The sequence below is a fragment of the Halopenitus persicus genome (genome assembly GCF_900107205.1).
Classification (GTDB): domain Archaea; phylum Halobacteriota; class Halobacteria; order Halobacteriales; family Haloferacaceae; genus Halopenitus; species Halopenitus persicus.
Map to the genome: position 1 here is coordinate 244,087 of NZ_FNPC01000002.1, position 21,233 is coordinate 265,319.

General features: G+C 68.9%; 21 protein-coding genes and 1 tRNA gene. 12 read left to right on the plus strand and 10 right to left on the minus strand.

Annotated features, from left to right (window positions below):
* Window positions 1–170: 170 nt before the first annotated feature.
* Entirely contained in the window at window positions 171–1,355 is a 1,185-nt protein-coding gene (locus tag BLV25_RS04195; RefSeq protein WP_021075027.1) for an aspartate kinase, read from the plus strand.
* Window positions 1,356–1,440: 85 nt separating this feature from the next.
* On the opposite strand, the gene BLV25_RS04200 is transcribed toward BLV25_RS04195, so the two are convergent.
* A complete protein-coding gene (locus BLV25_RS04200) occupies window positions 1,441–2,049 on the minus strand; it encodes an IMP cyclohydrolase (RefSeq protein WP_039399965.1) in 609 nt (202 codons plus the stop codon).
* Window positions 2,050–2,232: 183 nt separating this feature from the next.
* Here BLV25_RS04200 and BLV25_RS04205 point away from each other — a divergent pair.
* Window positions 2,233–2,305: transfer RNA gene (locus tag BLV25_RS04205), tRNA-Gln, on the plus strand.
* Between the two features lie 154 nt (window positions 2,306–2,459).
* Window positions 2,460–3,197 carry a fumarylacetoacetate hydrolase family protein gene (locus BLV25_RS04210; protein WP_021075025.1) on the plus strand — a complete coding sequence of 246 codons (738 nt, stop codon included), beginning with the start codon at window positions 2,460–2,462 and terminating at the stop codon, window positions 3,195–3,197.
* A 15-nt stretch (window positions 3,198–3,212) separates the two neighbouring features.
* Here BLV25_RS04210 and cgi121 read toward each other — a convergent pair whose 3' ends face one another.
* The 5 genes from cgi121 to larB form a co-directional block, all read right to left on the minus strand.
* Complete coding sequence (gene cgi121 / locus BLV25_RS04215; protein ID WP_092731040.1) at window positions 3,213–3,941, minus strand: KEOPS complex subunit Cgi121; 729 nt, start codon at window positions 3,939–3,941, stop codon at window positions 3,213–3,215.
* The gene (locus BLV25_RS04220; protein WP_092731042.1) at window positions 3,938–6,421 is read right to left on the minus strand and encodes an ATP-dependent DNA helicase; all 2,484 of its coding nucleotides are present in this window, start codon (window positions 6,419–6,421) and stop codon (window positions 3,938–3,940) included. The genes cgi121 and BLV25_RS04220 overlap by 4 nt, the downstream gene beginning before the upstream one ends.
* Before the next feature lie 63 nt (window positions 6,422–6,484).
* Window positions 6,485–6,739, minus strand: coding sequence for a hypothetical protein (locus BLV25_RS04225; RefSeq protein WP_021075022.1), 255 nt, complete (start codon window positions 6,737–6,739; stop codon window positions 6,485–6,487).
* A 25-nt stretch (window positions 6,740–6,764) separates the two neighbouring features.
* A complete protein-coding gene (locus BLV25_RS04230; RefSeq protein ID WP_021075021.1) occupies window positions 6,765–7,112 on the minus strand; it encodes a GIY-YIG nuclease family protein in 348 nt (115 codons plus the stop codon).
* On the minus strand, window positions 7,109–7,987 hold the full coding sequence (larB, locus tag BLV25_RS04235) for a nickel pincer cofactor biosynthesis protein LarB (RefSeq protein ID WP_092731232.1): 879 nt from the start codon (window positions 7,985–7,987) through the stop codon (window positions 7,109–7,111). Before larB ends, BLV25_RS04230 begins: the two co-directional genes overlap by 4 nt.
* A 278-nt stretch (window positions 7,988–8,265) precedes the next feature.
* On the opposite strand from larB, the gene BLV25_RS04240 reads away from it, so the two are divergent.
* Entirely contained in the window at window positions 8,266–8,433 is a 168-nt protein-coding gene (locus BLV25_RS04240) for a DUF1931 family protein (RefSeq protein WP_021075019.1), read from the plus strand.
* Window positions 8,434–8,560: 127 nt separating this feature from the next.
* Here the strand turns inward: BLV25_RS04240 and rpiA are convergent, their stop codons facing one another.
* The 3 genes from rpiA to BLV25_RS04255 form a co-directional block, all read right to left on the minus strand.
* Window positions 8,561–9,355, minus strand: coding sequence for a ribose 5-phosphate isomerase A (rpiA, locus tag BLV25_RS04245; RefSeq protein ID WP_092731044.1), 795 nt, complete (start codon window positions 9,353–9,355; stop codon window positions 8,561–8,563).
* Window positions 9,356–9,416: 61 nt separating this feature from the next.
* Window positions 9,417–10,541: an ORC1-type DNA replication protein gene (locus BLV25_RS04250; protein ID WP_021075017.1), complete on the minus strand. Its 1,125-nt coding sequence runs from the start codon at window positions 10,539–10,541 to the stop codon at window positions 9,417–9,419.
* A gap of 109 nt (window positions 10,542–10,650) precedes the next feature.
* Window positions 10,651–11,727, minus strand: coding sequence for a TIGR01177 family methyltransferase (locus BLV25_RS04255; protein ID WP_092731046.1), 1,077 nt, complete (start codon window positions 11,725–11,727; stop codon window positions 10,651–10,653).
* Between the two features lie 354 nt (window positions 11,728–12,081).
* Here BLV25_RS04255 and BLV25_RS04260 point away from each other — a divergent pair, with 354 nt between their 5' ends.
* The 8 genes from BLV25_RS04260 (at window position 12,082) to BLV25_RS04295 (ending at window position 20,907) form a co-directional block, all read left to right on the plus strand.
* Window positions 12,082–13,401, plus strand: coding sequence for an ABC transporter substrate-binding protein (locus BLV25_RS04260; protein ID WP_092731048.1), 1,320 nt, complete (start codon window positions 12,082–12,084; stop codon window positions 13,399–13,401).
* A gap of 6 nt (window positions 13,402–13,407) precedes the next feature.
* Window positions 13,408–14,430 (plus strand): branched-chain amino acid ABC transporter permease, encoded by a 1,023-nt coding sequence (locus tag BLV25_RS04265; protein WP_021075014.1) that lies wholly within the window; start codon window positions 13,408–13,410, stop codon window positions 14,428–14,430.
* Window positions 14,427–15,524 (plus strand): branched-chain amino acid ABC transporter permease, encoded by a 1,098-nt coding sequence (locus tag BLV25_RS04270; protein WP_092731050.1) that lies wholly within the window; start codon window positions 14,427–14,429, stop codon window positions 15,522–15,524. The genes BLV25_RS04265 and BLV25_RS04270 overlap by 4 nt, the downstream gene beginning before the upstream one ends.
* Window positions 15,521–16,366: an ABC transporter ATP-binding protein gene (locus BLV25_RS04275; protein ID WP_021075012.1), complete on the plus strand. Its 846-nt coding sequence runs from the start codon at window positions 15,521–15,523 to the stop codon at window positions 16,364–16,366. Before BLV25_RS04270 ends, BLV25_RS04275 begins: the two co-directional genes overlap by 4 nt.
* Window positions 16,363–17,070, plus strand: a complete 708-nt coding sequence (locus BLV25_RS04280; protein WP_021075011.1) for an ABC transporter ATP-binding protein — start codon at window positions 16,363–16,365, stop codon at window positions 17,068–17,070. The genes BLV25_RS04275 and BLV25_RS04280 overlap by 4 nt, the downstream gene beginning before the upstream one ends.
* 182 nt (window positions 17,071–17,252) lie before the next feature.
* Complete coding sequence (locus BLV25_RS04285) at window positions 17,253–19,193, plus strand: 3-hydroxyacyl-CoA dehydrogenase/enoyl-CoA hydratase family protein (protein WP_039399982.1); 1,941 nt, start codon at window positions 17,253–17,255, stop codon at window positions 19,191–19,193.
* Between the two features lie 2 nt (window positions 19,194–19,195).
* Window positions 19,196–20,386: a thiolase C-terminal domain-containing protein gene (locus BLV25_RS04290; protein ID WP_039399985.1), complete on the plus strand. Its 1,191-nt coding sequence runs from the start codon at window positions 19,196–19,198 to the stop codon at window positions 20,384–20,386.
* Window positions 20,383–20,907: a Zn-ribbon domain-containing OB-fold protein gene (locus BLV25_RS04295; RefSeq protein WP_021075008.1), complete on the plus strand. Its 525-nt coding sequence runs from the start codon at window positions 20,383–20,385 to the stop codon at window positions 20,905–20,907. The genes BLV25_RS04290 and BLV25_RS04295 overlap by 4 nt, the downstream gene beginning before the upstream one ends.
* Window positions 20,908–20,957: 50 nt before the next feature.
* Here the strand turns inward: BLV25_RS04295 and BLV25_RS04300 are convergent, their stop codons facing one another.
* A complete protein-coding gene (locus tag BLV25_RS04300; RefSeq protein ID WP_021075007.1) occupies window positions 20,958–21,233 on the minus strand; it encodes a DUF7521 family protein in 276 nt (91 codons plus the stop codon).

The window sequence follows — 21,233 nt, forward strand, 5'->3', positions numbered from 1 at the left end:
CGGATCCGGTTTCAGGTTGGTTTGGCTTCGGACCGGACCCCAGCCTCGATCGATCCGGAATCCCCGCTCCGGACGGATTCGACGCCGACCGAGACAGACACAGTTATGCGGGACCCTCCGTTACGGCCGCCTATGACTGACCATCACGCGACCCACGCTGGGGGATCGGCATGCGAGTAGTCGCGAAGTTCGGCGGCACGAGCCTCGGCAGCGGCGACCGGATCAACCGCGCCGCGGACTCGATCGCGACGGCGGTCGAGGCGGGCCACGAGATCGCCGTCGTTGCCAGCGCGATGGGGTCGACGACCGATAAACTCCTCGACGAGATCACCTTCGAGGCCGACGAGGCGGACCGCGCCGAGATCGTCTCGATGGGCGAACGGACGAGCGTCCGGATGCTGAAGGCGGCCCTCGCGGCGCGCGGCGTCGACGCGATCTTCCTCGAGCCCGGCAGCGACCGCTGGCCGGTGATCACGAACGAGGTCGGCGAGCTCGACGTCGAAGCCACCCGCGAGCGGGCACAACAGCTCGCGGCCGACCTCGACGGAGTCGTTCCCGTCATCACGGGCTTCCTGGCGCAGGACCACCTCGGCAACGTCACCACCCTCGGCCGCGGCGGGTCCGACACGACCGCCGTGATGCTCGGCAACTACATGGACGCCGACGAGGTCGTCATCGTCACCGACGTCGAGGGCGTGATGACCGGCGATCCGCGTGTCGTCGAGGGCGCCCGGAACGTCGGCCGGATCACCGTCGACGAGCTCCGAAACCTCTCGTTCCGGGGCGCGGAGGTGGTCGCCCCGAGCGCGCTCTCGTACAAGGACGAGGACCTCGCCGTTCGCGTCGTGCATTACCAACACGGCGACCTCCTCGGGGGCGGCACGCGGATCGAGGGCGAGTTCGAGAACCTGATCGATATGCAGGAACAGCCGCTCGCCTGCGTCACCGTCGCTGGTCGAGCGATCCGCAATCGACCGGGAATCCTGGCCGAGCTCTCCGACGGTCTTCGAAACGAGGGGATCAACGTCGACGCCGTGGCCTCAGGGATGGACTCGGTCACGTTCTACGTCGACCGGGAGCGCTCGGAGGACGCGGAGGCGGTGCTTCACGAGCGAGTCGTCGAGGACGACACGCTCTCGTCGGTCACCGTCCACGACCCGATCGCCGTCATCCGGCTGACCGGCGGCGAGCTGCCAAACCAGCCCGGGATCATCCAGGAGATCGTCGCGCCGCTCGCGGCCGCCGGGATCAACATCGTCGACCTGATCACGAGCGCCACGTCGGTCGCCCTCTTCGTGGCATGGGACGACCGCGAGCGGGCGCTCGAGATCGTTCAGGACGAGTTCGACCAGTAGCCGGTCGAACTGGATTCGTGGGTTGTTCGACTCGGGACGGATCGGCTCCGGACGGATCGGCTCCGGACGGATCGGCTCCGGACGATCAGGTCTCGGCGTCGGCGTCCGACCCGTTATCCACGGCGACGGACACGCCGTCCGCGGTCACCGTAACGCCGGCGGCACAGACAGGGTGTTCGAACGCCGCCGTGAGAACCTCGCTGGCGGCCTCGTCCGCCGTGGTTGCCTCGAGGGGATGCGCTTCCGGCGCGTCGACCTCGTAGGTGGCGACGATCGTGGGTTCGGTGACCGCCTCGACGAGCAGCGCGTCGCGGCGGACGGTGCCGATCGTTGCGGTTTCGGCGCCGACCACGCCCGCGATGCGCGGGGTGTCGTAGTCGTCCTTCTCGTAATCGAGGGCGAGCAACGGTTCCGCGAGCGCGTCCCGCTCGGGGTATCCGAGTTCGAGCTTCTCCGCGATCGGATCGACGTGGGACCCGTTTCCGATCGCCGCGAGCCGGTCGCCGGCGGGCGTGTCGACCGCTCGGACGCAGTTGTAGGAGATGTACGGGTTCTCCGTCGGCGGCGCGTCCGGGGTCGGCGAGACGGTCAGCGTGCCGTCCCGGTCGACGACCTGGCGGTTGGGAAACGATCGCGAGGAGACGCGGTAGGCGCCGATCCCCGGGGCGACGACGACGAACCGTCCGACGTACATACCCGTCGCTGGTGACCGCTCCGGTATGTCGATGTCGGTTCCGGTCGCTCGGATCGGTTCGCTCTTGGCCGCTCGGGTCGCCTTCCCGTGACCGTTCTCAGTCGGTCCGTCCGTCGGAGCGACCGGATCGGATCGCTTCGCAACACTCATAACCATCGACGGGATACCAATTGGTGCCGACGCAGTCCATTGGGGTAGTGGCCAATCCTGTTGCCTTCTGGGGGCAACGACCCTGGTTCGAATCCAGGATGGACTACTCACGATTCTCGTGTGGCCCGACTCGGGAGCGGTGCGTTCGACCTCGGCCAGCAACGACACGGGAGCAGCACGGAAACGGGGCGCGTCCGGCGGAACGGAGCACCCGCCCCGCGGAACGGAAAGTATAACGGGGGAGGCTTCCACGCGCCCGTATGAAACGGATCCGATTCCGGGACCCGGCGGGAAGCACCCGCGTCGGCGAGTACGACGAGAGCGGAACGATCGAAGCGGCCGGTCGGACGTACGACGTCGATGCGGTCGACGTGCTGCCGCCCTGCGAGCCGACCAAGATCGTCTGCATCGGCCGCAACTACGCCGCACACGCCGAGGAGCTCGGCAACGACGTGCCGGACCGGCCGCTGCTGTTCTTAAAGCCGCCGAACGCGCTCGCCGGTCACGGCGACACGGTCACGCTCCCGGCCGGCAAGGAGTCGATCGAACACGAGGCCGAGCTGGGCGTCGTGATCGGCCAGCAGTGTCGCAACGTCGACGCGGCGGACGCCGAGGACGTGATCGCGGGCTACACCTGCGTCAACGACGTCTCCAACCGCGACGACCAGCGCCGGGAGCAAAACTGGGTCCGCGGGAAGGCCTTCGACAACGCCGCCCCGATCGGTCCGGTTCTGGCGACGCCGGAGGAGGTCCCCGACGACGCGTCCGTTCGGTCGTTCGTCAACGGCGAGCGCAGACAGGACGGCTCGCTCGATCTGATGATCTTCGAGATCCCCGAGCTGATCGCCGAGATCACCACCTATCTCACCCTCGAACCGGGCGACGTGATCGCGACCGGGACGCCCGAGGGCGTCGGTCCGCTGACGGACGGCGACGCGGTCGCGATCGAGATCGAGGGCGTCGGTCGGCTCGAACACTCGGTCGTTCGACGCGACTAGCCGAGTCCGGAACCCTCACTTCTCGACGTCCAGCAACGCCACGCGTTCCTCGACCACGTCGGCGAGCGTGCCCAGGGTCGCCTCGAGTTCGGTCTCCGTGACGTCGTGGAACGACCGAACGCGCTCCGAGTCGGTCACGTCCGCGAGCCACGTTTCGACCTCCTCCCGGTCGCCGGGCGGGTGAATCGTGACGGCGTCGAACCGCTGCGCGAGTCGATCGATGGCTTGCGAGACCCCGTGTGGCGTCGTGTCCGCCTGCGACGTCGTCCCGTCCCCTGACCTCGCCGTTCCCGGTGACGCCGCGTCCGGCGAGTAGACGACCGCGATCGCGGCCGTCTCACCCTCCTCGACGCCCATCTCGAGTGCCTCGTCGATCTGTCGCCGGCCGGCCGCGTACAACAGGACCTCGACGGCCCGGTCGCTCGCGACCGCCTCGTCGCGGTCGACGGCTCGCTCGGCGCGTGCGACCGCCCGGTCGAGGTGGGTTCGGGAGACGACGTACCGTGCGTCGACGACCTGGACCACGGTTCCCGTCTCCTCGCGGATCGTCCGGACCGTCCCGAGGAACGAATCCAGTTTCTCGACGGCGAGGCCGCCGGCGAGCAGGTGTGGCACCGGATAGTCGCCGGTCGCCGTCCCAGGCGGTCCGCCGTTGCCTGCTGTCGCGGCCGGTTCGTCGTCGTCCGCTGCGGTCGGTCCGTCGTCGTCCGCCACGCTCGCTCGGTTCGATCGATCGTCGGTCATCGGAAATCACCGAGGTTCGACTGCCCGTCCTCGTCCTCCTCGGTCCCGGCACCCGCCGTCGCCGCGGCGGCGGCCGACGCGTCCGGACGAACGTCGTCCATCGAGGGGTCCTCGCGGCCCGCGTTCTCGAGGATCGTCTCGGCGGTTCGCTCGCGGCCCCGAAGCGCGCCGAGAACGGTCGCCTTGTCGGCCTCCCTGAGGTCGTCCCGGGACGCGATCCCGGCCTCGTAGAGGCGGCGTGCACGCTTCCGTCCGACCTCTCGGACGCCGGCCAGCTCCAACAGCTCCTCGCGAACGCCGTACTCGACGCGCTTTCGCGCGTCCCGGATCGACGTGACGGCCGCCTCCGGGAGGTCGATCTCGCGGGCCAGCGTTTCCGCGGCGCGCAACAGCCACTCCGCGGCGTCGACCTTCCCGCGAACGTCGCCCGGGCCGACCTGGTACCGCTCGGCGATTCGGTCCTCGTCGACCTCGGTCGCCCAGTCCTCGAGGAGGCGGGCCGTCTTCAGGGAGGCGAGCCAGTCCTCGAAGCGAACCTCCTCGTGCTCCGAGGGGGCCGCCCCGAGCAGCTCGGCTTCGCGTTCGTAGTACGTTTGCGTGTACCGTTCTTCGTCGCCGGACTTGAGGTACAGCTCGTACATGTCCGGCGTTCTGCTCACGAGGTGATAGAGCCCCAGCGGCGTGAGGTCGATCCCGGCGTCGCCAGCTGCGGCGGCGGCCGCCCCGTCATCGGATCTTTCGCCGTCGCCTCCCTTCCCGTCGCCGTCGACGCGGCCGTAGGTCACGAAGCCGTCCGCCTGTTCGTCCGGATCCTCGCTCGGAGCGTATCGGACGCCATCAGCGTCGAGTGTATCGGTGCCGTCGCTCGCGGCGCTCCCGCCCCCGCCGGCCGCACGCAGGCCGTCGATCAGCTCGGCCGCGCTCATCGGGTCGAGATAGAGCCGCGAGACGGTGTGACCGATCGACGTCGCCGCCAGCGCCTCGCGGCCGCCGTCGCGCTCGCGTTCGAGGAACTCGTTGGCGACGAGGTACTCGACCACGCCGTCGGTCACGCTGCGGAGATGACGGTCGTCGTCGGCCTGTTCGGCGTAGAGGGTGTTCGCGAGGAACTCGAAGAGCCCTTCCCGTGTCGACGCGAATCCGGTTGCGATCGTCGCGAGGACGTGGGTGCGAAGCGCCGGTTCGGCGGCGAGCTTCGACCGGACCGGCTCCGCGTCGGCCCAGACGTACCGGTCGAACAGCTCCTCGGACTGCTCGGCGTCGTTCGCGAGCAGCACGGCCTCGCCGTAGGGATCGAGCCCCGGTCGACCGGCCCGACCGCACATCTGGTGGACCTCCAGGGCGTCGAGCGGCTTCATCCCGCCGAACTCCCCGTCGTACCGCCGCCAGTCGCGGACGATCACCCGCCTGGCGGGCGTGTTCACGCCGGCGGCGAGCGTCGGCGTCGCGCAGATGCACTTGATCAGTCGGTCGCGGAACGCGTCCTCGACGAGCGCGCGCTGGTCCGACGTGAGACCGGCGTGATGAAACGCGGCGCCGGCCTCGATCACCTCGGCGAGCGACTCGCCGGTGTCGGTCTCCGAACCCGACCGGATCTCCTCGGCGAGCGCGTCGAGCTCCTCCCGCTCCGCCTCCTCGAGGTGCCGCCGGGTGACGCGCGCGAGGTTCCGGGCAGCGGACTCGGCGTTGCGCCGGGAGTTGACGAAGACGAGCGAGGAGCCGCCGCGGCCGTCCTCGACGGTGTCGAGCGCGTCGTCGACGAGCGCCGCGGTCTGGTCGTCGGTCGGCGGGTCGCCGACGGGCACGTCCGTCCGGCTGCCGTCGTCGAAGTCGATCGCGCCGTTCGCGTGCACCCCGACCCGGAGGTCGATCGGTCGCCAGTCGGAGTCGACCAGGGCGGCGTCGAGCCAGTCGGCGATCTCCCGGGCGTTCCCGACCGTCGCCGAGAGCGCGACCGTCTGTAACCCCTCGTTGATCCGGCGCAGCTTCGCGAGCGTCACCTCCAGCGTCGGTCCCCGTGAGCGGTCGTTGACTAGATGGATCTCGTCGCTGACGACGCAGGAGAGGTCGTCGATCCAGGGCGCGCCGTTGCGGATCAGCGAGTCCACCTTCTCGCTGGTCGCCACGATGACGTCCCGGGTGGCCAGCCACTCGCCGTCGGACTCGTAGTTGCCGGTCGAGACGCCGACGGTCACCCCGAACTCCTCGAACCGTTCGAACTCGGCCCGCTTCTCCGAGGCCAACGCGCGTAGCGGGACGATATATAAGGCGGTTCCGCCGCGCTCGATCGCCGACAGCATCGCGAGCTCGGCGATCAGCGTCTTGCCGGAGGCCGTCGGCACCGCCGCCACGAGGTTCTCCCCCTCGAGCAGCCCCGCCTCGACGGCCTCGGCCTGCGGCGGATACAGCTCCGCGACGCCCTCGGCTTCCAGCGCCTCCCCGACTCCCGACGGGAGCCCGGAGAGCGAAGTCGGTTCCATTGACCCTCCCTTGGCGCCCGATTCGGTTTAAAGACTCGGAGTGGACCGTTTGCGTCCCTCTCCTCAGACCGTCTCGTCGGGATCGTGGTCGGCGGCCATTCGCTGCGCCTCGGCGGCGAACCGCTCCCGCTCCGCCTCCGCGGCCGCCTCGAGCGCGTCCTCGTCGACCTCGGTCGCGGCGGTCACCCCGCCGCTCGCGTACAGCCGCTGTTCGGCCAGCTCCTTCGTGTACGTCCGCTCCCCGTCGGTCGTCGCGTAGGTGAGCCTGACGAGCCCCTTCGAGTCGAACTCCCGATCGACGAGCCAGAGCGTGGGCATACCACCCACTCCGGAGGGCAATCGGTTAATCGATCGGATCCGACTGCTTCGACGTCGGCGGCGGCTCTCCGTCGTCCCCTCCGTCGCCTCCGCCGTCCACGAGAAGCCGCTCCTTCTCGACGCGGGACAGCTGCTTGATCGCGTACTCGCGGGACATCGCCGCCGATCGCGTCCCGAACGTCTCCACGTGCCGGAGATCGACCGGCGTCCGACCGCGGGTGTATTTGGCACCCTCGCCGGCCTCGTGTTCGGCGACTCGCCGGTCGACGTCGGTCGTGTAGCCGGTGTACAGGGTACCGTCGGCACACTCGAGCACGTACACGTGGTGGCCGTCGTCGCCGTCGGTCGGTTGGGCGTCGTCGCCGTCGCTCATCGGTCTGCCGGCTCGGTCTCGTTCCCGGCGTCGGTCTCGTCGCCGGTCGTTCCGTCGGCCCGCTCGCCGGTCGTTCCGTCGGTCCCACCGCCGGTCGTTCCGTCGGTCCGCTCGCCGCGTGCCGCCGCGACGCCGCGCGCGATGAGCCCGGCCTGCGCGCCGGCGACGAATCCGGCGTCGACGTTCACCGCGGTCACGACCGTACACGACTGGAGCGCGCCGTGGAGCGCCGCCTCCCCCTCCCCGCCGACGCCGTAGCCCGTCGAGACCGGCAACGCGATCACGGGCGCGTCGACGAGGCCGGCGACCACGGTCGGGAGCGCGCCCTCCCGGCCGGCGGCGACGATAACGACGTCGGCGCCGCGAACCCGGTCGATCTGGTCGACGATCCGAACGAGGCTGGCGACCCCGACGTCCTCGATCAGCTCGACGTCGGCGCCCACCTCGCGGGCGATGATCGCGGCCTCGCCGGCGACGGGGGCGTCGCTCGTCCCGCCCGTGACGACGCTCACGCGAGCGTCCAACGCCGGCGGGTCGAACTCCGGCGCACGGGCGACGAGCGTTCGCGTTCGCTCGTCGTGGTCGATCTCGGCGTCGGGGACCGCCTCGGTCACGGTCGCGGCGACCGACTCGGCGACGGACGTCTCGATCCGGGTCACGATCGCCCGTCCCGCGGTCTCGACGGCGGTCCGTGCGAGCTCGCCAGTCTCCGCCGCGGTCTTTCCCTCCGCCAGGATCGCCTCGGGGATCCCGCGGCGCGTCTCGCGGGCGGCGTCGAACCGCCCGGCATCGGTCGTCGCGTACCCGGCCAGCCGCGATTCCGCCTCCCGGACGCCGATCTTGCCGGCCGCGAGCGCGTCGAGTACCTCGCGCATATCCGCCGTTGCGGCCCCGATCGGCTCGTAGTTGTCGGTCACGGTCGCGCCGGGCCTGCGTGCTCGGTCGCGGCGGAACTGCGTGCTCTCGATCGCCTCGAACTGGCGTGACGGAGGCGGTTCGGTCGGGATCGTGCGGCGGTGGGAACCGATCTCCCGGATCGATCCGCGACCGTGTGTATTCCGGAGGCTCTTGAATCCTGTGAACGGCCCTTACGCGGCTCGTATCGGGCGAATTCAGGAACGCTTATTAAGTATCGATGGCTAACTCCGATCGCATGGCAGACCTCATTGTCAAAGCAGCGGTCAAGGACGCGCTGGATGAGAAGAACGTCGCCTCCGACTTCTACGAGGCGCTGGACGAGGAAGTCGACGAGCTGCTCGCCGACGCCGCGCGACGCGCGGAAGCCAACGACCGGAAGACGGTCCAGCCGCGCGACCTGTAATCTCGGTCCCCCTTCCTTCAGTATTTTCGCAGCCGGCTCGCCGCGAGCGACCGCGACGTCACAGCAGCCGGATCGAACCGTCACGCCGTCCCGCGTCAGCCGGATCGCACTGTCACGCCGTCCCGCGTCAGACGGACCGAACCGTCACGCCGTCGGCGGTTCCGACGTGAATCTCGTCCGCGAGGTCGACGAAGATCCCGTGCTCGAGCACGCCGGGAACGGTCGCAAGCGTTTCCGCCAGCTGGTCCGGATCCGCGATTCGGCCGAACGAACAGTCCAGGACGAGGTTTCCGTTGTCAGTGACGACCGGCCCGTCCTTGCGCTCGGCGCGTCGCAGCGCCGGCTCCCCGCCGGCATCGCGGATCGCCGCGGCGGCGGTCGTCCGCGCCTCCGGAAGCACCTCGACCGGCACGTCGGCGTCGAGGGCGTCGGTTCGCTTCGAAGGGTCGACGACCACGAGGAACCGGTCCGCGGCGGCGTCGACGACCTTCTCCCGGGCGTGTGCGGCGCCGCCGCCCTTGATGAGCGCACCGGACGCGTTGCCGGCGCCGTCCGTCTCGGCCTCGCCGGTCGCACTTCCGTCGGTCGCGCTCCCGTCGATCGTACCGTCGTTGCTATCGTCCCCGAGAACGACCTGGTCGGCCCCGTCGATCGCGAGGTCGATCCCCGGACTGTCCGGCCCGCAGACCGCGTCCAACTCGACGATCGGGACTCCGTGATCGCGCGCGAGCGCCCGTGCGCCGAAGGAGGTCGGTACGCCGCGGACGTCCAGCCCGGAATCGACCGCCCGCCCGATCGCTCGGATCGCGTACGCCGCCGTCGAGCCCGTCCCGAGCCCGACGACGTCGCCGTCCTCGACCGCCGCCGCCGCCGACTCGCCGGCGCGCCGCTTCTGTGCGTCCGTGCCCCCGGTCGTCTTCATACGCGTGCTCTCGACCCGCGCGTAGAAAAGCGTCGTCACTCCGGCCGGGGTCGCGAGTTGCTTACTCCAGCCGGTCGAGGACCGCCTCGGCGTCGTACGCCAGCGTGAGGGTCCGCGACCGGCCGCGTCCCTCGACGCCGGCGTACTCGGCCTCGATGACGCCGAGCTGGTCGAGCTTGTTGATGATCTCCGAATAGCGGGTGTAGCCGAGCCCCGTTTCGTCCTCGAAGGCCTCGTAGACCTCGCCGGCGCGCTCGCCCTCGTGCTCGACGAGCACCTCGACCAGCGCACGCTCGGAGGCCGAGAGGCCCCGCAGCGACCGCGAGAGGTGAACGAACTTCGACTTCTCGTAGGCGCTCTCGACGTCCTCGGCCGCGATCGTCTTCGAGGCGCGCATCTCGGCGTTGAGTCCCGCCCGCCGGAGGAGGTCGATCCCGACGCGGAGGTCGCCGTTCTCGGCGGTCAGCTCCGCGACCTGCTCGAGCTCCGGCCGGTCGAGGACGCCGTCGTGGAACCCGCGGGCGGCACGTTCGCCGAGGATGTCGGCGATCTCGGTCACGTCGTAGACGGGGAAGTAGACCTCCTCCGGGCGGAACACCGACTGGACGCGCGCGTCGAGCTCGTCGATCACGTCGAGCCCGAGGTCCGAGGAGACCACGATCACGCCGATCTTCGCGCCCGAGTGGGTCTCGTGGGCTCGCAGCATCGAGTAGAGCGTGTCGGAGGCCTCGTTCTCGTAGAACAGGTAGTTCACGTCGTCCAGCGCCACGACGAGCACCTCGTCCTCGTCGATCAGCCGGTCGGTTATCTGGCCGAACAGTTTCTTGAAGGAGATCCCCGAGGAGGGCGGCTCGTACTCGAAGAGGTGCTCGAAGAGCCGCGAGAAGACCGCGTACCGGGTCGAGTCGACCTGGCAGTTGACGTGTGCGGTCCGGACGTCGGTCCGGGCGGCGAGCTCGCCGAACAGCTTCTGGATCGCGGTCGTCTTTCCCGTGCCGGGAGGACCGCGGACCATCGTGTTCAGCGGTCGGGACCCGCGTGCGGCCGGCCGGAGCGCGTACTTCAGGCTCTCGACCTGGCTCTCGCGGTGGTTGAACGTCTCCGGAACGTAATCGATCTCGAAGACGTGCTCGTCGCGGAAGACGGACTCGTCCCACGAGAGCATCCCGTCCGGGTCCCCGGTCATCGTCTACACCACGTGACCCAGCGCACTTAATCGTTCCCCGGATCGTCGGTGAAAGTGAAACGCCCCGGCAGTCGACCCGAGGCGTCCGGAATTCCGGCGTCGGGTTTCACTATCGGGACGCTTCCGTCGGCGGATCGTCGGTCAACACGAGCACGTGTCGCGTCAACGACCGGTGGACGCGCCGCCGGAACCCGGCCGCGACGCGCCAGCCGGCGTCCGTCGCCGCCGCGCGCCAGTCGCGGTCGGCGATCAGCACCGCCCGGTCGCTGGTCCGGTTCGCCTCGGCGAGCGCGTCCGCCACCAGATCGGCCAGATCGTGGCGCTCGATCTTCGACTGTCGCCCGTACGGGGCATCGAAGACGACGCAGTCGACGGCGTCGTCGGCGACCGGCGACCGCGTCGCGTCCCCCCGAAGGACGTCCCAGTCGGGGATCGCGGCGGCCGCCTCGCCGGTTCCGGCTCCCGAGCCGCCCAACAGCGCGTCGAGGTTCCGACGCGTCCCCGCGACCATCTTCGGCTGTGCGTCCGCCGCCACGACGCGGGCGCCGACGAGCCCCGCTTCGATCGGGATCCCGCCGGTGCCGCACATCGGATCGAGCAGCGTCCGCCCCGGACCGGCCCCGGCGAGGTTCACGTACGCTCGAGCGTCGGCCGGGGCCATGCTCCCGGGTTGGAAGAACGGCCGGTCCGTCGGCTTGGGCGCGAAGTCCCGGTCGGCGACGACCGTCCGCCAGCCCAGCGCACAGACCGCCGCCGACTCCCCGTCGGCGCCCGACACGGACCGGTGGTCGGCGCGATCCCCGGCCGCGAACAGCGCACGCAGGACGTGGTCCGGGTCGTCGAGGTCGACGGTGAACCCGCGGTCGACCAGTACCTGCCCGAGGTCGCGCTCCGCGCGCTCGGTCGAGACGTCGGCCGTGCCGCGCACGTCGCGTGCCCGAACGGCGACGCTGCCGGTCCGGTCGAGGCTCGCCGCTTGCAACGCGGCGACGGCCCCCTCGACCGTCGCGTCGCTTCGACCGATCGCCCGGTGGGCGGCCCGCGTGTATGCGAGCCGCCTGACCTCCTCGCCGACTCGGCCGGCGCGAGCGATCCCGGGCGCGAGGAGCTCGGCGCCCGGCGTCAGACAGTCGGCCTCGTAGGTCGCGAACGCGTCCTCCTCCCCGGCGAGTTCGAGCCAGTACACGCGCTCGGATCCGCCCGCGCACGCAATGAGAGTAGCGGTCTTCCCGGGCCGGTTAGCGGTCTTCCCGGGCCGGTGGTCGACCGGTGATGGATAGGCGCGATGCGCTCCCGGCGATGCGGCTCTCCCGGTTGGCCCCCGTGTCTTCGGATGATCGCCGTCTCGCGCCGTCCGGGATCCCTGACCGGTCGTTCGGTTCCATCGCGATCAATGGTTTCGTTGGAAGTAGAGAGGCGCGAACGAGTGCACGATCGTTCGATATTCGGGGCTCCCCGCCCCTTCGGTTAACACTCTGTCCGCAAATCGGAATATAGTTACCAAAGTTATTTATTGTGGCATCCGGAATAGGCGTTCAGAATGTCACGATCTAACAGGCGACAAGTGCTGCGACGTCTCGGCGGGGCCGCAACCGCGGCTGGAACGTTCGGATTCGCCGGATGTATGGGCAATGGCGGCGGCAACGGCGGCGGTAACGGCAACGGCGGTGGAAACGGAAACGGTGGCGGCAACGGCAACGGCGCGACGGCAGGGAGCACGGGCGACACGCTCGAGATCACGATCGGCTGTCCGACGGCCCTGAGCGGCGCGTTCGCGCCCAACGGCGAGGCCGAGCGGGACGGCGGACAACTGGCGATCCGCCACCTCGAGGAGGAGCTCGACGTCTCGATCGACCTCGTCACCGCGGACACCGAGGTCGACCCGTCGGTCGCCGTGTCGCGCCTCGAGGGGATGGTCGTCGAGGACGGCGTCCACGCCGCCTACGGCGGCGTCTCCTCCGCGGTCGGGATCGCGATGGGGTCGTGGGGATCGAGCAATCGCGTCCCGTTCTGTCCCCACGGCGCCTCCGACGACATCACCGGCGCGGAGTGTTCGGAGTACATGTTCGCGACCTACTCCGGGAACTCGATGCAGGCGTCCGTCGCCGCGCCCCAGATGGCCGAACAGGCGGACGACTGGTACATCCTCTACTCGGATTACACGTGGGGACAGACCGCCGAGACCGCCTTCACGGAGATCCTCGAGGAGAACGGCTCGAACGTCATCGGCTCCTCGGCCGTTCCGTTCCCGGCGGACGACTACACGTCCTACCTCAACACGGCCGACGAGGCCAACCCGGACGGGATCGCGCTGCTGGTCGCCGGGCTCGACCAGCGCACGTCGATGAACCAGCTGCTCAGCGTCGGGCTCGAGCAGGACTACACGATCGCGATGCACCAGCTCGAGGACGTGAACCTCTGGGGCGTCAGCCAGGAGGCCGCCGCCGCGATCGACGTCGCCAGCCAGGGGTGGCTGCCCTCCCTCGACGTTCCACAGGACTGGATCGCCGAGATCCGGGAGATCTCCGAACACGAGCCGTACGTCCGACACTACATGGGCTACACGTCCGTCGACCAGCTCGTGCGCGCCGCCGTTCGGGCCGACTCGACCGACGGCGAGGCGATCAAAAACGAGCTGGAGGGCCACGAGGTCGAAAGCGAGCGCGTCCAGGCGCTCCAGCCCGCCGAGGAACCGCTCTACTGGCGCGCCGCGGACCACCAGCTCGTCCAGCCGGTCTACGCCAGCGCGGGGCGGGCGGTCGAGGACATGGAGTCCGACCCCAACCGTTGGTTCGAGGTCATCGACCGGATGCCCGGCGAGGAGGCGGCCGGGGAACCGAGCGCCGAGTGTGAGCTGTAGGGATCGATGTCGGCCGCTACACTCGCGTCGACGCCCGACGAGCTCCCCTCGGTCCCGTGGCTGATCGCGGGACTCGCGCTCCTCGCGGTGGTCATCGTTACTCTCGCCGTCCGCCCGGGGCTGTTCATCAGCAACCTCGTCGGCGGACTCGTCTACGGGATGATCCTGATGATGATCGCGTTGGGACTCTCGCTGATCTTGGGGCTGCTCGGCGTCGTCAACTTCGCACACGGCGCGCTCTTCATGATCGGGGCCTACGGGGCCTATCAGGTCGTCGCGCTGTTCGAGCTCCCCTTCTGGGTCGCGCTGATCGCCGTCCCGATCGGCGTCGGACTGATCGGCGTGCTGATGGAGGTGACGGTCCTCCGCCGGCTGTACGGTGAGGACCCGCTCATCGGCCTGCTTGCCACCTTCGGGATCGAACTGATGCTCGAGGAGGCGACCCGCGCGCAGTGGGGCGGCACGCCCCTCAGCTTCGATCCCCCGGCCGTGTTGCGTGCCTCAGTGCAGGTTGGCTTCCTCGAGATCGCGACCACGCGGCTGTTCACCGCTGCGGTCGGTGCGGTCGTCGTCGTCGGCCTCTTCCTGTTGATGTACCGCACCGACTTCGGCCTCTCGATCCGGGCCGGACTCCAGGACCAGCAGATGGCCGAGTTCCTCGGCATCGACATTCCCAAGCGCTTCACCATCGTCTTCTTCCTCGGCACGGCGATCGCCGGACTCAGCGGCGTGCTTCGGGGTGCCGAGGTCGGGATGGATCTGGGGATGGGGATGGACTTCGTGATCCTCGCGTTCGTCGTCATCGTCGTCGGCGGGCTCGGGAGCATCTTCGGGAGCGTCGTGAGCGCACTGTTGATCGGCGTCGCGGTTTTCGTGACCCCGGTGATGCTGCGTGCGGTCACGACCGTGACCGGGCTTGAATGGCTCTACGTCTCCGGGATCGGCGGGCTGATGCCGTTCCTCGTGATGATCGGCGTCCTGCTCGTTCGCCCGCGCGGCCTCTTCGGCGAGGAGGGGTTACTCGAATGAGCGACGCGAGCGAACCGGCAGCCGCCGGTCGCGACCGACTGCGCAATGCTCTCAGCCGCTATCGCGTTCCGATCGGGATCCTGCTGCTGGTGGTCCTGCTGCGGCCGGTCATCGCCCACGACGCCCTGTTGGGGAGCAGCTACATCGCTTCGGCGATGCTGATATGGATGCTGTTCGCGGCCGCGTTCAACCTCCTGTACGGCTACAGCGGCCTGCTCTCGTTCGGCCACGCCATCTTCCTCGGTACGGGCATTTACGGGGTCGCGATCGGGATCCGGCACTTCGATCTCCCGTACTTCGTCGCCGCGCCGATCGGCGTGATCGTCGCCGGACTGATCGCCTACGGGATCGCCCGGCTCATCGTCGGCTACGGCGAGATCTATTTCGCGATGCTGACGCTCGCGTTCGCGGAGGCGATCCACTTCGTCGTCAACGCCGATCCGTTCGGGCTGACCGGCGGGGCGGACGGGCTGCGCTCCGACACGACGCCGGCCTGGATCGAGAGCTTCCGGGGTCGAAGCGTCGTCCAGCTCGGCGGCGGCGAGTTCGAGCTCTACTACTTCGTCGCGCTGGTCTTCGTCATCGCGATGCTCGCGCTCTGGCAGATCGTCCGGTCCCCGTTCGGCCGGACCCTCGTCGCCATCCGCGACAACGAGGAGCTCGCGCGGGCGATGGGGATCTCGACCGCCCGGTATCAGACCTGGGCGTTCACCCTCTCCGGGGTCTTCTCCGCGGTCGCCGGCACGCTGCTGGTGATCCGGAACTCCGGGGCGTCACTCGAGAACTTCGGGATGATGACCGGCGCGGAGGTCATCCTGATGTCGATCTTCGGGGGAATAAGCTACTTCTTCGGGCCGATCGCCGGCGCGTTCTCCTGGTTCTTCGCCCGGGAATATCTCACGAACCTCGAGATGGTGGCGATCCCGCTCGTTGGGACCGTCGACGTCGGCCCGATCCTGGGTTACTGGCGGTTCTTCTTCGGGTTCCTGTTCGTGGTCGTGATCGTGCTTTCGCCCCAGCGGGGACTGTGGGGATTCGTCCGGTCGATCGCCGACCGCATCCGCGACCGACTCGCCGAGGTGATCAGTGAATGACCGATTCAGCGACGACCGACCCATCCACGACCGACCCGGACGCATCGACGGCCGACCGCGAGTCGATCGACCCGGCCGAGGCGGCCCTCGGCGCGCGCGGGCTCACGAAGCGGTTCGGCGAGCTCACCGCGGTCGGCGGGGTCGACCTCGCCGTTCCGGAGGGCGAGCTCCGGGCCATCATCGGTCCGAACGGCGCGGGCAAGACCACGTTCTTCAACGTCCTGACGAACGCGCTCGAGCCGACCGCGGGATCCGTCTACCTCCACGGCGAGGAGATCACCGAGACGCCCCAGCACGCCCGACCACACGACGGGCTCGTCCGGTCGTTCCAGTCGAACCAGCTGTTCACCGAACAGACCGTCCACGAGAACGTCCGGATCGTCGCCCAGACCGCCGAGCAGGGGGCCTTCTCGCTGGACCTCCTCGGGCGCGGCCGCGACGTCGCGACCGAGCGCGCCCGCGAGGTCCTCGAGCTGACCGAACTCGAGGATCTGGCCGACGAAACCGCCAAGAACCTCTCGCACGGCGACCAACGCCGGCTGGGGATCGCGATGGCGCTTGCGACCGACCCGAGCGTGCTCCTGCTCGACGAGCCCACGAGCGGGCTCGGCGCGGCGGAGACGGAGACCACTGCCGACCTCATCGAGGACATCCAGTCCGAGCTCGGGCTCACGCTGCTGCTGATCGAACACGACATGAACATCGTCCTCTCACGAAGCGACCGGATCACGGTTCTGCACCGTGGCGAGGTACTGACGACCGGCACGCCCGCCGAGATCCGCGACGACGACGAGGTACAGGAGGCGTACCTCGGCGAACGCGACGAGGAGGGATCGCCGTGAGCCTCCTCGACGTGTCGGATCTGGAGGCCGGATACGAGACCGGCCAGATCCTCTTCGGCGTCGACTTCGAGATCGAGGAGGGCGAGGCGGTCGGACTGCTCGGCCGCAACGGGGCGGGCAAGACGACCACGATGCGGGCGATCATGGGCGCGGACCTGCCCCGGATCATCGGCGGGTCGATCCGCTATCGCGACACCGAGCTCCTCGAGACCGCCAGCTACGACCGGGCGGACCTGGGGATCAGCTTCGTCCCCGAGGAGCGACAGCTGTTCCCCAGATTGACCGTGGCCGAGAACATCCACATCGCCGCTTCGTCGGCCGATGACCCGCTTCCGGCCGAGGAGATGTTCGATCTGTTCCCCGAGCTCGACGCGATGCGCGACCGGCACGCGAAGAACATGAGCGGCGGCGAACAGCAGATGCTCGCGATCGCCCGCGCGCTCGTGTCGAACCCGGAGTTGATGCTGCTCGATGAACCCTGCGAGGGGCTCGCCCCGCAGATCGTCGAACGGCTCGAGGACGTCGTCGCCCGCATCAACGAGGAGCGCGGCGTGACGGTCCTGATCGTCGAACAGAACGTCGCGACCGCGATGTCGATCGCGGATCGCCACTACATCCTGGACGAGGGACGGCTCGTCGAGGAGGTCACGACCGATCGGCTCCGCGAGGACGACGAGCTGCGGCAGACGCATCTCGGGGTGTGACGTCATCGGTCGGTCGACTCCGGCCACGTCGGTTTTCGCGTCGGTTCGTTGGGCTGAAGCGCCGACCGATAGCATCCTGTATGCCCGCAGCTGCTTAACAGTATATCCCAGAAACGCGGATATATTTCATACTGTGTATTTTAACCACAAGTTTGAAGGCGTGTGTTAACGAAGTACGGATGATGACCGTCGAGACTATCGACCGCGTCGCGGTGTTGGGCGCGGGCAGTATGGGACACGGTATCGCCGAGGTCGCGGCGATCGGCGGCTACGACGTCGTCGTCCGCGACCTGGAGGACGAGCTCGTGGAGGACGGGCTCGAACAGATCGAGTGGAGTCTCGGGAAGCTCGCGGAGAAGGGACGGATCGACGAGTCCGCCGAGGACGTCTTCGCGCGCGTCGAGGGCACTACCGACCTCGAGGACGCCGTCGCGGACGCCGACCTCGTGATCGAGGCCGTTCCCGAGCGGATGTCGATCAAGAAGGACACCTTCGCCGAGGTCGACGAGTACGCCCCCGACCACGCCATCCTCGCGAGCAACACCTCGGGGCTCTCCATCACCGAGATGGCGACCGCGACGGACCGGCCCGAGCAGGTCGTCGGGACGCACTACTTCAACCCGCCCATCCGGATGGACCTCATCGAGGTCGTCCACGGCGAGGAGACCAGCGCGGAGACGATCGAGACGATGCACGAGTACGCCGACTCGGTCGGCAAGACCCCCATCGACGTCAAGAAGGACGTCCACGGCTTCGTCGTCAACAACGTCCTCGTACCCTTTATGGAGGAGCCGGCCTGGATGCTCGAGGAGGGATCGACCACGATCGAGGGGGCCGACGCGGCGATGGTCTACCGGCGCGGCTATCCGATGGGGCCCTTCGAGCTGTCCGACTACAGCGGGATCGACATCGGCTACCACTTCCGTGAGGACTCCCGGTACGAGGCGCCGCCGCCGATCGAGCGCAAGGTCGAGAACGACGAACTCGGCCGCAAGACCGGCACCGGCTTCTACGAGTACGAGGACGGCGAGGGGACGACCTACGACTTCCACGACCGCGAGGGCTTCGATACCCTCCGCGTCGAGGCGCGGATGATAAACGAGGCCGCCAGGCTCATCGGCGAGGGCGTCGCCACCGCGGAGGACGTCGACCTCGGCATCCGGCTCGGCGGCCGGTTCCCGATCGGCGTCTGCCGGCTCGGCGACCGGATCGGCCTCGACGTCGTCCTCGAGAAGCTCCGGTCGCTCCACGAGGAGTACGGCGAGGCGCGCTACGAGCCGGCCGACCACCTCGTCGAGCTCGTCGAGGCGGGCAAGACCGGCGAGGACGCCGGCGTCGGCTTCTACGACTACCACGGTCAGTGGCCCTACCAGTTCCTCAACGTCGACCTCGACGACCGCGGCGTGCTCTCGATCGAGTTCGACCGCCCCGAGCGGCTGAACGCGTTCTCCGAGGAGATGTTCGCCGAGGTCCAGCGCGCACTCGAGGACGCGCCCGTCGAGGACGTCTCCTGCGTGGTCTTCTCGGGAGCCGGCGACCAGTTCTCCGCCGGTGCCGACATCACCGGCTTCCTCACGAACGCGCCCACCGAGATCATGGACGTCGAGGAGTCGATCGAGACCGTCCACGAGTTCCCCCGCCCGACGATCGCGAAGATCGACGGCTTCTGTCTGGGCGGCGGGCTCGAGCTCTCGCTGGCGTGTGACCTCCGGATCGCCTCCGAGCGTTCAACGCTCGGGAGCCCCGAGATCGACCTCGGGCTGATCCCCGGCGGCGGCGGCACCCAGCGGCTCACCCGGATCGTCGGCGAAACGCGCGCGAAGGAGCTCGTCTTCCGCGGCAACCACATCTCCGCCGAGCGGGCGGCCGACTGGGGCATCCTCAACCGCGCCGTCCCCGGCGAGGAGTTCGAGGACGTCGTCGGCGAGTTCGTCGATGACATCGCGACCGGGCCCAAGACGGCGCTGAAGGTCGCCAAGAAGGTGATCAACGAGGGGCAAAACGCCAGCCTCGAGGCCGGCCTCGCGATGGAGAGCCAGGGCTTCGGCCTGCTGACGACGACGGACGACGTGATCGAGGGCGTGGACGCCTTCCGCAACGACCGCGAACCGGAGTTCCAGTGACCATGTCCGGAAACGCAGCGATCGTCGGCGGCGGCCTGACCGAGTGGGGCGAACGGGAGGCCACCTGGAAGGACCTCGCCCAGGAGGCCGGCAAGGCGACCTTCGACGACGTCGACGGCATCGACCGGTCGGACGTCGAGGGGCTGTTCGTCGGCGCCGTCCAGCCCGAGCGGTTCGCCTTCCAGAGCCACGTCGCCCCGCTCGTCGCGGAGCTGCTGGGGATCGACGCGGAGATGATCTCCCGGACGGAGCTCGCGTGTGCGAGCGGTCAGGCGGCGCTCCGGTACGCGTGGCTGGCGATCGCCGCCGGTCAGATCGACGTCGCGCTGGTGATCGGCGTCGAGAAGATGAATCTCGGCAAGGAGTACATGCCCGAGATGCAGTCGACGATGACGAACGTGCTCGACCGGGAGTTCGACGGCGTCAACGGGCTCAACGGCCCCTCCCACTTCGCGCAGTTCGCCCAGCGACACATGCACGAACACGGGACCACCCGCGAGCAGCTCGCGATGGTGAGCGCGAAGAACAAGACCCACGCCGCCGCGACCGACTTCGCGCAGTACCGCGACGCGGTCGACGTCGACGACGTGCTCGAGTCGTACCCGATCGCGCCGCCGCTGAACCTGCTCGACTGCAGCGGCATCACGGACGGCGCCGCCGGCGTCCTGCTCGTCAGCGAGGAGAAGGCACGCGAGGTGACCGACACGCCCGCCTACATCACCGGCAGCGGCCAGTCCTGTCTCTCGAGCAACTCGATCAACAACCTGCCGTCGATGACGACCTGGCCGCAGGCGCGGGAGGCTTCCGAGAAGGCCTACGACCAGGCCGGCATCGAGGACCCGCTCGCGGAGATCGACGTCGCGGAGGTCCACGACTGCTTCTCGATCAGCGAGGTGATCGAGTACGAACAGCTCGGCTTCGCTGCGGAGGGCGAGGGCGGCGCCTTCATCGAGGAGGGGCGCAGCGAGCTCGACGGCGACGTCGCGGTCAACCCCCGCGGGGGTCTGCTCGGCTGCGGCCACCCGCTGGGCGCCACCGGCGTCTGCCAGGCGCTGGAGATCCACCGCCAGTTCACCGGCGACGTGCCCGCCGAGCGCGCGGTCGCGGGCGACCCGGAGACCGGCCTGATACACAACCTGAGCGGCAGCGGGTCGGTTCACAGCGTGATGACCCTCGGGAGGGATCCGCAATGACGCGCGACGACCGGTCCAACGACGGGTCCTCCAACGACGGGTCCTCCAGCGACGATCCGCCCCGCGAGACGGTCTCGATCCCGAACGAGGTCGAGCTTCCGCGGCTGCTCGACTTCTACGACCTCCAGGACGCCGAGCACACCGGGATCCACGAGTTCTACGGGAACCTCCGGGACGGCGAGCTCACCACGACGCGGTGTGACGACTGCGGCGCGGTCCACTTCCCACCCCGGATCGTCTGTCCCGAGTGTCTGAGCGACGACCTCTCGTACACGTCGCTTCCCCACGAGGGGACGCTGCACTCCTTTACCGAGGTCCGCGGCACCGCCGCGATCGGGATGACCGACGACACGCCGTTCGTCGCCGGCGTCGTCGATCTGGGCGACGTGCGGCTGTCGGCGCGGATCGACGACGCGAGTTACGAGGACCTCGAGATCGGCGATCCGGTCCGGCTGAAGATCGTCGACATCGACGGTCCGACCGACCAGGACCGGGTCTTCTACCGGTTCGTCCCGGTCTGACCGGTACCGGGTCTTCCATCGGTTCGTCCTTCTTTCAAAAACAGTGCCGTTCAGGGATTAGGGGCGTAGAGGGCGTACAGAATGGACAGCATCCCGGCTGCGGTGACGAGCGCCGCGACGAATCCGGCTTCGAAGATCGACACCCGGAGGACCTCGAAGAGCGCGCCCTCGAGGAGGCCGCCGAGCCCGACGAGCGCGAAGCCGGCGGCGACGTACAGGAGCAACTGCGTGTGGTTCCGTTGGTAGCCACGATAGGCCTGGTACGCGATGACCAGCGCTAATACGGTGGTGAACAGTTTGCCGATGACGAATAGGGTGTGTTCCAT